The organism is Psychrobacter luti, assembly GCF_014192115.1.
GTDB lineage: Bacteria > Pseudomonadota > Gammaproteobacteria > Pseudomonadales > Moraxellaceae > Psychrobacter > Psychrobacter luti.
In genome coordinates, this window is sequence record NZ_JACHXL010000001.1 from 961,688 (window position 1) to 974,583 (window position 12,896).

At 43.4% G+C, this 12,896-nt stretch carries 11 protein-coding genes; 7 read left to right on the top strand and 4 right to left on the bottom strand.

Features of this window, described 5'->3' with window-relative positions; genetic code table 11:
• Positions 1 to 16 precede the first annotated feature (16 nt).
• The 4 genes from FHS24_RS03800 to FHS24_RS03815 all read left to right on the top strand — a co-directional run bounded on the left by FHS24_RS03800 (position 17) and on the right by FHS24_RS03815 (position 4,721).
• Positions 17 to 1,321, top strand: coding sequence for a phosphoribosyltransferase domain-containing protein (locus FHS24_RS03800; RefSeq protein ID WP_183618814.1), 1,305 nt, complete (start codon positions 17 to 19; stop codon positions 1,319 to 1,321).
• Positions 1,322 to 1,413: 92 nt separating this feature from the next.
• Positions 1,414 to 2,235, top strand: coding sequence for an HAD hydrolase family protein (locus tag FHS24_RS03805; RefSeq protein ID WP_183618816.1), 822 nt, complete (start codon positions 1,414 to 1,416; stop codon positions 2,233 to 2,235).
• A gap of 69 nt (positions 2,236 to 2,304) precedes the next feature.
• The gene (locus FHS24_RS03810; RefSeq protein WP_183618818.1) at positions 2,305 to 3,504 is read left to right on the top strand and encodes a cysteine protease StiP domain-containing protein; all 1,200 of its coding nucleotides are present in this window, start codon (positions 2,305 to 2,307) and stop codon (positions 3,502 to 3,504) included.
• 140 nt (positions 3,505 to 3,644) lie between these two features.
• Positions 3,645 to 4,721 (top strand): HpcH/HpaI aldolase/citrate lyase family protein, encoded by a 1,077-nt coding sequence (locus FHS24_RS03815; protein ID WP_183618820.1) that lies wholly within the window; start codon positions 3,645 to 3,647, stop codon positions 4,719 to 4,721.
• 158 nt (positions 4,722 to 4,879) lie between these two features.
• Here FHS24_RS03815 and FHS24_RS03820 read toward each other — a convergent pair whose 3' ends face one another.
• Positions 4,880 to 5,692 carry an alpha/beta fold hydrolase gene (locus FHS24_RS03820; protein ID WP_183618822.1) on the bottom strand — a complete coding sequence of 271 codons (813 nt, stop codon included), beginning with the start codon at positions 5,690 to 5,692 and terminating at the stop codon, positions 4,880 to 4,882.
• Between the two features lie 340 nt (positions 5,693 to 6,032).
• Here FHS24_RS03820 and FHS24_RS03825 point away from each other — a divergent pair, with 340 nt between their 5' ends.
• The gene (locus FHS24_RS03825) at positions 6,033 to 6,830 is read left to right on the top strand and encodes an enoyl-CoA hydratase/isomerase family protein (protein ID WP_183618824.1); all 798 of its coding nucleotides are present in this window, start codon (positions 6,033 to 6,035) and stop codon (positions 6,828 to 6,830) included.
• 109 nt (positions 6,831 to 6,939) lie between these two features.
• Here FHS24_RS03825 and FHS24_RS03830 read toward each other — a convergent pair whose 3' ends face one another.
• The 3 genes from FHS24_RS03830 to acnB all read right to left on the bottom strand — a co-directional run bounded on the left by FHS24_RS03830 (position 6,940) and on the right by acnB (position 10,796).
• Positions 6,940 to 7,386 (bottom strand): PACE efflux transporter, encoded by a 447-nt coding sequence (locus tag FHS24_RS03830; RefSeq protein ID WP_183618826.1) that lies wholly within the window; start codon positions 7,384 to 7,386, stop codon positions 6,940 to 6,942.
• 160 nt (positions 7,387 to 7,546) lie between these two features.
• A complete protein-coding gene (locus FHS24_RS03835; protein WP_183618828.1) occupies positions 7,547 to 7,975 on the bottom strand; it encodes a DUF805 domain-containing protein in 429 nt (142 codons plus the stop codon).
• Between the two features lie 217 nt (positions 7,976 to 8,192).
• Positions 8,193 to 10,796, bottom strand: coding sequence for a bifunctional aconitate hydratase 2/2-methylisocitrate dehydratase (acnB, locus tag FHS24_RS03840; protein ID WP_183618831.1), 2,604 nt, complete (start codon positions 10,794 to 10,796; stop codon positions 8,193 to 8,195).
• A gap of 422 nt (positions 10,797 to 11,218) precedes the next feature.
• Here acnB and FHS24_RS03845 point away from each other — a divergent pair, with 422 nt between their 5' ends.
• Positions 11,219 to 11,644: a carboxymuconolactone decarboxylase family protein gene (locus FHS24_RS03845; protein ID WP_227671715.1), complete on the top strand. Its 426-nt coding sequence runs from the start codon at positions 11,219 to 11,221 to the stop codon at positions 11,642 to 11,644.
• Between the two features lie 195 nt (positions 11,645 to 11,839).
• Positions 11,840 to 12,883 carry a lipoyl synthase gene (lipA, locus tag FHS24_RS03850; protein ID WP_183618833.1) on the top strand — a complete coding sequence of 348 codons (1,044 nt, stop codon included), beginning with the start codon at positions 11,840 to 11,842 and terminating at the stop codon, positions 12,881 to 12,883.
• The last annotated feature ends 13 nt before the right edge of the window (positions 12,884 to 12,896 follow it).

Sequence of the window (12,896 nt, forward strand, 5' to 3'; positions counted from 1 at the left end):
GACCAAAGGAAAATAAATGCTAAATAAGCAATACAGCACGACCATTAACTTACCACGCGGTACCCTTGATTTAACTTATCAAACCAATTCAGCCACTGCGAAGAATGGAACAGAACAAAGCAATCATTATCAATTAGAAGACTTGCTTGGATTTGCACAGCGTATTAATCCTAAACGTGCGTTTTTATTTGTCTCAAAAGTCTTAGGTCGCCATATTCCAGTCGCGCCTAGTACCATGCGTCATGCTTTTACGGATTTGGCAAACCTAGTACCTAATAACTTGCCTGAGCCCATATTGGTCATTGGTATGGCTGAGACTGCTGTTGGCTTATCTGCGGGGGTGCATCAAGCGTTACAAACGCGTTACCCCAATGCACTACTATTAAACTCTACCCGTCACGCGCAACATGATGACAGTAGTAATGATTCTTTATTGACCACTTTTAGCGAAGACCACAGTCACGCTAGCCAACATTTGATTTATCAAAGTGCAGACAACGTCACTCAAGCGCAGCTACTAGCGAGCAAAACCTTGATTATGGTCGATGACGAAGCATCAACGGGCAATACTTGCGTCAATGTCGTCACGGCCTTACGCAATGCGGGACTTGACCAATTACAGCAAGTACATCTGACCACTTTGGTAGATTGGTCATTAAACCAGCATCAGGGTGCAGCTGATTCTGATAACGCTGACTCGGAAGACGTTGTGTCTGATCAAATCGCTAAACGCCTACCTAATATCAAGTTTCAACGTCATCACCTGTTGTCTGGTGCATGGACATGGACAGATGTGCCTAATCCTGAACCGATAACGATGCCATCGGTCGATACCACTGAGGCTGGCAGTCATACGCTAGGTGATACTGGCAACTGGGGACGCTTCCCAACCCTAGACAGCACCGATGGCTTTGATAATTACCTTTTGAAGTTTCAAACCGCATTCAAGGTGTTTAATAAGCAAGCCCAATCTGAGAAAGAACAATTTGAGAAAGAGCAGTTGCCCAAGCGGATTTTAGTATTGGGCAGTAATGAGTTTGTTTGGTTACCGTTTTTATTGGCTGAATGGCTTGAGACGCAAACTCAAAACTCTACGGTTAACTTTAGCGCGTTAACCCGCTCACCGATTGCCCTTGGTGGCGCGATTAAGACGATGCTGAGTTTTAGCGACAACTATGGGCTTGGTATGACCAACTTTGCTTATAATGTTGAGCCTAACGATTGGGATTTGATTGTCTTATGTGTAGAAACATCGGCGGATAGTGTTGATGACATGTGGAAAGATTTGGATAATGTGTTGGTGATGAGTCCGACGCTTTAAGCTATCTTATAAAAGCTGTCCCATTGAAATTATCCTTTGAATTCTACTTTATTTTCACATTCAACACTTACGCACGCTTTATGGCAAATATTATGACTACCCCATTTTTTCAAGCCAATCCCGATATCATCAAACCCTACGCGCTGATGGATTTGGACGATACCCTATTTCAAACCCAACGCAAAATTGATGCATGGGAACTGCCAACGTCTGAACCTGAAAATCTAGTTTGCGCGACTGTTAATAAACAAGGAAAGCCACTGAGTTTTATGAGTCAGCGTCAAGCAGTGTTCTTTAATTGGCTACTTGCTAGTACCGAATTGATAGTGGTCACCGCACGCGACCGCAGTGAAATTGAGCGCGTTAAGCTGCCTTTTGACAGTTGGCAAGTTTTAACCCATGGTGCGATTATTCTTGATAAAGACGGTGCGTTACAAGCGCAGTGGCAACAGCGTATGCATAGTCAGCTTGCACCGCTGCAAGATAAATTACAGCAGCTAAGCCAATTATTTGCCAACCATAGTAGAAATGACAACAGCCAGCTGGTATTTACACCGCATATCGATAGCTTTAATAATGGTGCTGTGAATGAAGAATTGACCATTTATCTGGCTATTAAGCATGCACAAAAAGACCATCAAGCATTAGTAGAGCTAGCTAAAAAATTGCCAACGTTAATACGTGATTTTGAGCAAGATTTTTATGTGCATGTGAATGCTAATAATCTGGCGATATTACCGCACGCGGTTCATAAACATCATGCGGTACAGTTTTTATTAGAGCATCATTTAGACAGTCAGCGTTCAAGCTTTGGTTTTGGTGATAGCTTGGCCGATTTACCATTTTTGCAATTACTAGACTGGTATGGCGTGCCCAATCATGGTCAGCTACATGAGTGCTTTAGCTCGCAATAATTCTAAACGTTTAACCTCTCTTAAATAAAAATAATAATCGAACTCATTTTTGTAAGTAGAAACCATCTTATGACCCATCCTATAACGAACCCTAATATTCAAAAAATACAGGAATACGGCTCGGGCAGCTATCTTGCCAGCGATGTGACTGTACTGCTTGATATCGTTGATAAAAATGCCGTTGCTGATGTACCAGTCAGTCAAAAAGAAGCGCTGATCCAAAGCGGTCAGCGCCATTATTCAGATATGTTGACATTAGAAAGCGCGCCAACTGCCATGCATGAGCAATTGTATCAGCAGGCATTAGTGCAAGGTACAACCAGAACTGCGAATGATATTGCAAACTTGGCTTATACACTACAGCAGAATTTTCAGCAAACTGTGAGTAATGAACGTCCATTAGTGTTAGTCAGCTTGGTACGAGCAGGTTTACCAGTTGGCGTATTGCTGCAGCGTGCCCTATCAGATAATGAAAGGTCAGATACCGATAGCAGCTATGCGTTGCCAAGTATGCATTATGGTATCAGTATCATTCGCGACCGCGGACTTGATGCAGTCGCTTTGCAAATGATATTAGACGCTCATCCACACAGTATTATCGTATTTGTTGATGGCTGGACAGGCAAAGGGGCAATTTATCAAGAGCTAGCTCGTAGCTTAGACATCTTTAGTAACCCTAACCATCCAAATTTTGCCAATATTTTCCATCAAGGTGCAGATGTTATTCCGCTACTTACACTTGCTGATCCAGCAGGCGTTGCTTGGTTGGCGGCTAGTGAGGATGACTGGCTGATTCCATCAGGTTTATTAAACAGCACCGTATCAGGACTGATATCACGCAGTTTATATACTGAGCCACAATCGGGGCTACATCGTAGCGTCTTTTATGATAACTTGGTTGAGGTAGATCATAGCCTAGCCTTTGTTGATCATATTGATGGTGCGCGACGTGCATTGTCTACATCTCCACAATACTTGCAAACGTTTGAGCAACCACGCTATCAGACCGCGAATTTAATTGATACGCTGGCAGCAGAATATAACATTAACAACCGCAACCGTATTAAGCCGACGATTGCAGAGGCGACACGGGCGATATTACGCCGTGATCCTGAGCGCATCTTGCTGGCAACCGCCGATCACCCTGATACTGTATTATTGCGGCATTTATGTAGCGAGCGAGATATCAATATCACGGTATTAGGTGCTAAAATACTCCCCTATCAAGCGATTACACTGATCAAGCAGCGGGCAACAGATCGCTCATGATTCATTAATATATTAATGAATTGATGCCTTGCGAAAAAATTGCATCTGTACTGAATCAGCACCGCTGTTTTTATCATACATCCTTAACGCTATGATTTCTTGCTATAACCATTCACTTATCACTATTTACGATGCCAACTATGTCCGATATGCCCCACAATGAGTCCAACCTTTATAATAACAATCAGTCTTACGCCCATCTGATTACTGAGCGTCATGCGATGCTTAAGCCGCATACCCATCATCCATATCAGCTGGGTGCCAGCCTATATATGCCTGCGACGCGACAAGATATTTGGCAAGTCATTACGCGTGATAAATTACCGACGATCAACAGTATTATTATCTGCTTAGAAGATGCTGTCAGCCATAGCGATGTTGAGCTGGCACTTGAGCGTCTGCAAACGCTGCTACATACTTGGGCCGCGCATGCCGATAGTATCAATGACCCAGCAAAAAAAGATGGCATTCAATCAAAAGCGCACACCGGTCAGCCAACCAGACCGTTAGTATTTATACGTCCGCGTCATCCAGCGATGTTAGAGCAGCTGGCAGATTTTGCGCATATTGATTTGGTCGACGGCTTTGTTATGCCAAAAGTCGATATGTATAGCTTGTCTAATTGGCGCATGGCCTGTCAGAATTTAAGCACTGAGCAGCTATTGATGCCGACGCTTGAGACGGCAGCGCTATTTAATCCGCATCACAATCAAGAATTGGCGATTGCCTTTAAAGAAGCCTTCAGCCAACCAGTATTTGCCCTGCGTATCGGTGGTAATGACTTATTTGCAGCGCTGCGTTTGCGCCGTCCTAAAAACAGCATAGTTTATGACACCCCGATTGGTACGCTCGCCTATCAGCTGCTTGGCTGCTTTGTACCGCATGGTTTTTATCTCACCGCGCCGGTATTTGAATACTTAGAGCAGCCAACGCTATTTATGAAAGAGCTGATGCGTGATGTGAACTTGGGACTGGTCGGAAAAACGGTCATTCACCCAAGTCAGATTGCTTTGGTACAGCAAGCGTACTGCGTGCCTTTAAGCACCTTGGATGAAGCGCAGGCAATATTGCACAGCGAGGCAAAAGCGGTATTTAAATATAACGATACGATGCTCGAGCCTGCCACGCATCGTGCATGGGCAACAGAAATCGTCAATCGCGCCGAGGTTTTTGGCACCCTTGATGATATTAATAATGACTATACAGCACGGTTATAAATAAAGACGTTAACCTTGTTGCTTTAAGATTAACGTTAACCTCTTAAATAGTTTCAATAAAAAAGCCGTTATCTTAAATAGGATAACGGCTTTTTTTCGTATAAACACTTTATGAATTGCTATGTCTGATTCAAAACTGGTTCCAGTCTATCTCAAACCTAGACACAGTTTGCTAAAAAGGTATTAATCACCTTATTAACCTGCTCAGGCTCTTCTACCGTCGCTGTATGCCCAGCGCCATTGATAACCGCAAGCTTAGAGCCTTTAATCGCAAAATGCATACGCTCAGCCTTTGCATAAGGCGTTGCCGTATCTTCATCGCCAACAATAATCAGTGTCGGCGTGGTAATTTCCCCTAGCTGATCATAAGTGCCCGAGCGCTCTATCACGCCTGTGGTCGCCTTAACGACGCCGCCTTTACGATTACTTTGTAGCATCGCTAACCACTCTCTACGGTCAGCCTTACGCGACTTATCGTTCAAAAAGCTATTGCCAAACATAATAGGCATGACTTTTTGACTGACCCGCTTCATCCCAAGCCAGCGGATAGCTTTCATCAATTTACGATACTGTGGGACGTTTTTTGGGTCTTCAGGGTCTGCCGATGTTTCCAGTAGTGTCAGCGATAATAGTAACTCTGGATGTTTTAGCGCGATACGCTGAGCGACAAAGCCACCCATGGATAACCCTAAAAAATGGCATTTCTCAATATTTAGTGCTTCCAATAACGCTAGTGTATCCTCGGTCAGAGTATCCATATCATAGCCCGACTTGGTAATCTCAGACTGACCTTGTCCACGAAAATCAAATGTAATACAGCGGCAGCCGGATTTAAAGTATTCCACCTGCTTATCATACATCTGCGTATTCCATAGCAGTCCATGGGCAAATACCATCACTGGTTTTTGCTTATCCTCGGGCGCGCTGTCTTCATAATAAATATCAACGTTATTTACATTTATCATTGGCATAATAACTTCCTTGTTTTTTGCTTGTTGATTGCTTATTTAATTAACGAAATCCTTAAAAATACTACCTTTTAGCATAATGCAGCGAGCGGATAGTTCATAGCGTTATTTTTGCACAGTACGCGTTATATATTCAATAATATAAATATTTATCGAAATAGATAAAATTTAAACCTCTTTAAGCGTGCCTTAAGCGCCCACAAAACCTGCTTTTATAATCATAGCAAGCTGCTATAGTAATCAGCTTGAACGATTTGTTACACCTACCTAACCACCCTATCCATCATAACGTCCATTGTTATCAGCAATGCTTATCTAAAACTTCTCATTAAGGAAACCAAATATGTCACAACCTCTGGTCGAATATCACAGCGAAAATCATATTGCCACCATTACCATGAATGACCCTAAGACGCTAAATGCGTTTAGCACGCCATTAAAAGGCGCGATTATAGACGCGCTTGATCAAGCCGATCAAGATACTGATGTGCGCGTAATTGTCCTGCAAGGGTCAAATAACAACTTCTCTAGTGGCGGTCATATCGGTGAGATGCTAGAGAACGGTATGGAATCTGAAGCACTAGTGGCAAAGCTTGATTTTATGCTCAGAGAAGTGGCAGAAGTGAGCCTAAAGTTGCGTAATATTCATAAGCCAATTATTGCCAAATTAGAAGGTGCGGTAGCAGGTGCTGGGATGAACTTAGCATTAACGTGTGATTTCCGAATTGCCGCTGATAATGCCAAATTTGTGCAAGCATTTGTCAATATCGGTTTGATTCCAGATGCGGGCGGGATTTACTTGCTTAATCAGCTGATTGGCGCGGCTAAAACGACTGAGCTTGTGATGTTAGGTGATAAACTCACTAGTGATGATGTCGCGCGTCTAAACTTAGTCAATAGTGTCGTGAGCAAAGATGAGCTTGACGCCAGTGTATTGGCATTGGCAACACGCCTAAGCAACTTACCCGGTAAAGCTTTGGCATCAATGAAGCATATGATTAACGTTCATGCTTTTGCAGGCTTAAATGAAGCACTCGATATGGAAGTTGACCAACAAACCATGATGGCAAAAACTGCTGACTTTGCCGAAGGTATCACCGCCTTTATGGAAAAACGTAAGCCCGTTTATCAAGGTAAATAAAAGTTTCTAACGCTTTTTTAGTATCAGAAAAAAGGCTGCCATTTGGCAGCTTTTTTTTGAGTAAATAAATTTGAAGTACAGTCTATATTAACACCCTTGATCTATTTACTCATGAAGAAGCAGAAGCGGTCTTATAGTGATGCGGCAAAGTAAATATCTTGTCAAATCCCAAGGTAAAAACAAAGGTATAAACCAAGAAAAATAGCAGTAACGCCGCCTCCATCATAAAGGCTTTTATTAAACCAACATCGTACCAAATCATATACAGCGGTAAGCAAATCAATACCAATCCGCCTTCAAACCCTAAAGCATGAGCACTGCGGATGAGTAACGTGCGCTTAGTCACTTGCTTGCGACGTTCCCACGCTTCAAAAGCCGTATTGTATAAAAAGTTCCAAATAACGGCGGCTAATGACACCATAACAGCAACGGGTAACGACTCTGCCGCATCGCCGCCGCTAAGTTTCATTAGTACAAAGGTAGAAGCAATGATAGCGATAATCTCAAAAACAGTCACATAGACGATGCGACGTTTGAGTGGGGATAAAGTAATCAACCAAAACTCCAAAGCACTTAAGTATAAAAAAGTTGCCTAGCAAAGTGTCGGTCCGTCCCGAGATAGAAAAGAGAAAAAAGTGCAGAGCCACGGTTTCCGCCTGCCCCTATATTATACATAAGACAACACAAGAAACCAAAGGCGAGAAACCAGTCGTAGCTTATTTTGCTGGCGGACCCCATTGATTGGTCTCGAGCTTAGTATCGCTCGCTAAAAATACCAGTAATATAATAGAGCCTATCAATGGCAAAATGGATAGCAAAAACCACCATCCTGAACGGCTGGTATCATGCAATCTGCGAATAGTCACCGCTAATCCCGGCAAAAACAGACCGAGCACTACAACAATATAGAATAGCCCCGTTTCTGAATTAAATATAATGGCATCTAAAATCATCGCTACAATAATTAAACCCATTTGTACTAATACAAAGTACCAATATTCTTTACGTCGAGCACGACCAGAGAAATTGGTATAATTTCTTAAAGCTTTTTTAAACCAGTCAAGGATGCCAAAGTTTGCTTCAGCACTATGATTATTAACCATTGCAGAATTCGGTAAAGGTGGCGGCGTCATTTTATCAAGCATATTTTTATTTTCCCTAGGATTGGTCGTCAACCTTAACGGTGAAATCATCAACCAAAAAATTTAATCAGCCACTTTGATTATAAGCACTCAATAAAAGTTTGCAAACCGTTATTGATTTATTTTAAATTAAAAAAACCCCGCATCATCACGATACGGGGTTTCTATTTAAATGAGAACTGTAAAACTTAAAAATACTTAACCTAAGCTTTAAGCAAAATTAGGTCAACTGAGCAACGTTAATTTTGTCAGCTTCTTCAGTATAAGAATCCATACGGTCGAAGTTCATGTACTGATAGACTTCTTCACCCATGCTATCAAGCATGCCAGCATACTGCTGATATTCGTCGTTGGTTGGCAATTTACCAAGTACCGCTGCGACTGCTGCAAGCTCTGCAGACGCTAGGTAAACGTCAGCACCTTGACCTAGACGGTTCGGGAAGTTACGCGTAGACGTCGATACCGCAGTAGAGTTCGGTGCGATACGTGCTTGGTTACCCATACATAGTGAACAACCTGGCATCTCAGTACGAGCGCCGGCTTGTGCATAGATGTTGTAATAACCTTCTTCCATCAATTGACGCGCATCCATCTTAGTAGGCGGCGCAATCCATAGACGAGTTTTGAGGCTACCTGCTGGTACGTCTTGTAGCAGTTTACCGGCAGCGCGGAAGTGACCAATGTTGGTCATACATGAACCAATGAATACTTCATCAATGGTATCACCAGCGACATCAGCTAAAGTCTTAGCATCGTCTGGATCGTTCGGGCAGCAAAGAATCGGCTCTTTGATTTCAGACATATCAATAGTCATGTCTATGGCGTATTCTGCATCTTCATCAGCACGCAATAGGCTTGGGTTTGCTAGCCATTCTTGCATTTGCTCAACACGGCGGCTAATTGTACGCGCATCCCCATAACCTTCTGAAATCATCCACTTAAGTAGTGTAATGTTTGAGTTTAAGTACTCAGTCACTGACGCTTCAGATAGAGTAATGGTACAACCAGCAGCACTACGCTCAGCTGACGCATCAGATAACTCAAACGCTTGCTCAGCGGTTAGGTCTTCTAGACCTTCGATTTCAAGAATACGACCGTTGAACTCGTTGATTTTACCTTTCTTATCAACGGTCAAATAGCCTTCTTTGATCGCTTGATAAGGAATCGCATGGACCAAGTCACGTAGCGTGATACCAGGCTGACGTTCGCCAACGAAGCGCACACGAACAGACTCAGGCATATCAAGTGGCATAACACCAGTTGCCGCTGCGAATGCAACCAAACCAGAACCAGCTGGGAACGAGATACCCATTGGGAAACGAGTATGCGAGTCACCACCAGTACCAACAGTATCTGGAAGTAGCATACGGTTCAACCATGAGTGAATGATACCATCACCAGGACGTAAGCTTACGCCGCCACGGTTCATGATAAAGTCAGGTAGTGTATGCTGAGTTTCAACGTCAACTGGCTTTGGATAAGCAGCGGTATGACAGAATGACTGCATAACTAGGTCTGCTTGGAAACCCAAGCATGCCAAGTCTTTTAGCTCATCACGGGTCATAGGACCAGTAGTATCTTGCGAGCCGACCGTAGTCATTTTTGGCTCACAGTACATACCAGGACGGACGCCTTGTAGACCACAAGCTTTACCAACCATTTTTTGTGCTAATGTAAAGCCTTTACCGGTATCAGCTGGCTCTTCTGGCTTAGCAAATACGTCAGAATGACCAAGACCCATGTATTCACGAGCGCGGTTAGTCAAACCACGACCAACGATTAGTGGAATACGGCCGCCTGCACGAACTTCGTCAAGGAGTGTTGGCGAGTTTAGCGTAAACGTTGACAATACTTCGTCAGAATCATGCTTAGTGATTTTGCCTTCATACGGATAGATGTCAAATACATCGCCCATGTTTAGGTTATCAACCGCAACTTTTTCGATTGGTAACGCGCCAGAATCTTCCATAGTATTAAAGAAGATAGGAGCGATATTATTACCTAGTACTAGACCACCACCACGTTTATTTGGTACGTTCGGGATATCATCGCCCATGAGCCAAAGTACTGAGTTGGTTGCAGACTTACGGCTAGAACCCGTACCAACCACATCACCAACATAAGCAAGTGGATGACCTTTTTCTTTCAAAGCTTCGATTTGCTTCATTGGACCAACAACGCCCTCTTCGTCAGCAAAGATGCCGTCGCGAGAGTTTTTGTGCATGGCTAATGAATGCAATGGGATATCTGGGCGGCTCCATGCGTCTTGCGCAGGTGACAAGTCATCCGTGTTGGTTTCGCCAGTCACTTTAAAGGTTGTATAAGTGGTTTTCTTTGGTACTTCAGGGCGGTTTAAGAACCACTCAGCGTCAGCCCAAGATTGCACGACTTCTTTTGCGATGTCATTGCCAGCTTCAGCTTTTTCGGTCACGTCATTGAACGCATCAAATACGAGTAATGTCTTTTTCAATGCATCAGCGGCTTCTTGTGCCACTTCCGCATCATCAAGAGCAGCAACCAATGGCTGAACGTTGTAACCACCTTGCATAGTACCTAATATTTCAACGGCTTTTTTCTTGCTGATAAGTGGTGAAGTCGCTTCGCCTTTAACGATAGCGGCTAAAAATGCAGCTTTAACATAAGCGGCTTGGTCAACACCGGCAGGAATACGGTTTTCTAACAAGTCCATTAAGAACGCATCTTCGCCCGCTGGTGGGTTTTTGAGTAGCTCAACCAATTCTGCTACCTGCTTCTCATTTAGTGGAAGTGGTACAGTTCCTAGCTCAGCACGTTCTGCGACATGTTTACGATAAGCTTCTAACACAATAGTCGTCCTCGTCGGTTGGTGACCAGTACATCACGTGAGTAGTCAGGATGACAGCCTACATCGATGTACTGCATTGAATAATTATCCGTGCAATCATAGCTCAAAACGCTCAAAATGTTAATGGCTGTGCGGCGAAAAGGCGCAGAATAAGGCCATATTGGACATTTATTATAAAAATAGTACCATAACTAATATGATTGACGCCCTTAAATAGCAACCCTATCACCTTACCGCTCATTTTTGTCCTTCTCCTTTTCTGCATAGACTTCTACATTGACGGTTAAATAAAAATGGCACGGCTGCTATACTCTTATCATCTAAACGTCTATGACTTTATAAGATATTTTTTCTAAGACCATTTTTTAATACATGGTTTTATAACACAGACGCCATGAGTGAATATTAAGGACAATAGCAATATGGACAATAGCAGTATGAAAAATAGCGATAAGGACAATAACGCTCATTACGATAATGGTTTAAAAGTTCGTACTGAAGTGATGGGCGCAGCGCATGTTAAACGCTCGCTTGACTCAGCGACACCATTTACCCAGCCGTTGCAAGACTGGATTATCGAACACGCTTGGGGCAGCACGTGGCAAGATGATTCTGTATTACCGCGTAAATACCGCTCATTAATTACCATGGCTTTTTTAATTGCACAAAAAAGTCCCGCTGAGCTAAAAGGTCATATCCGTGGCGCGATAAATAATGGTGCTAGCGTCGCTGAAATCCGAGAAGTATTGCTGCATAGCCTACCTTATTGCGGCGCACCTGCCAGCCAAGAAGCGTTTCGCGCTGCCATAGAAGTGCTAAATGACATGGACATTGATATCAATAAATAAAACTACGGTAAAGGCACGCTTCGTAGTACCCTGTTATTTAGACATGCTTTGTTATTGCTAGTATCTTTCTTAGTTATCTTAACAAGATTTCCTAAAAAATATTGACCCGTTATCTGCTATAATAGCTTCATTCATAAAACATTCTAATAATGCCATAAACCCTTATTCTATCAGGGGTTAAGAGAACATTTGATTATGACAAACGCCGTACAAACCCACGTCCCCGCTGCCCGTGCGAAACCCAAAAAAGCCATCCAAGGTGAAAAGCTACGTGGCTACGACAAGGTAGCGCGTATTCCTATTAAAGTGATTCCGACCGTCGAGGCAAAGAAAAAGCCAGATTGGATTCGGGTCAAAATGTCCTCACCTGCGGAAGTGGCGCGTATTAAATCCACCCTGCGTGAGCAAAAGCTTTATACCGTCTGTGAGGAAGCCGCTTGCCCTAACCTGCCGCAGTGCTTTGCCGATGGTACCGCCACCTTTATGATTATGGGTGATATCTGTACGCGTCGCTGCCCGTTTTGCGATGTCGGACACGGTCGCCCAAATGAATTGGACAAAGACGAGCCACGCCATACCGCTGAGACCATTCAAGGTTTGGGTCTTAAATATGCCGTGATTACCTCGGTTGACCGTGATGATTTAAAAGATGGTGGCGCCGCTCATTTCGTTGAAGTCTTGAACGAATCTCGCGCTTTAAGTCCAAATTGCTTAATCGAGATTTTGGTGCCAGATTTCCGTGGTCGTATGGAAGTTGCCTTAGACCTGCTGACGGAAACGCCTCCCGATGTCTTTAACCATAACATCGAAACCGTGCCGCGTTTATATAAAGCCTTCCGCCCAGGCTCTGACTATCAGCATTCCTTAGATTTGCTGAAGCTCTACAAAGAGCGTCGCCCTGATATCGCTACCAAATGCGGCTTCATGGTTGGACTTGGTGAAACGGAAGAAGAAATCTATAAGCTACTTGATGATTTAAAAGCCCATAACGTTGATATGATTACCGTTGGTCAGTACTTACAACCAAGTAAAGATCATGCACCTGTCGATCGTTATGTTCATCCAGATGAGTTCCAGCGTTATATGGATTATGGCAAAAAGATTGGCTTCTTTAACATTTGGGCAGGTCCTATGGTACGTTCAAGCTACTTTGCTGATCGTCAATACTACGGCGAAGATTGCCCAGCACCTATCCGTAGCAAAAAAGCCTTAGCAGCAGAAGGTAAACTTGGCTGTTAAATGATATTCGTCA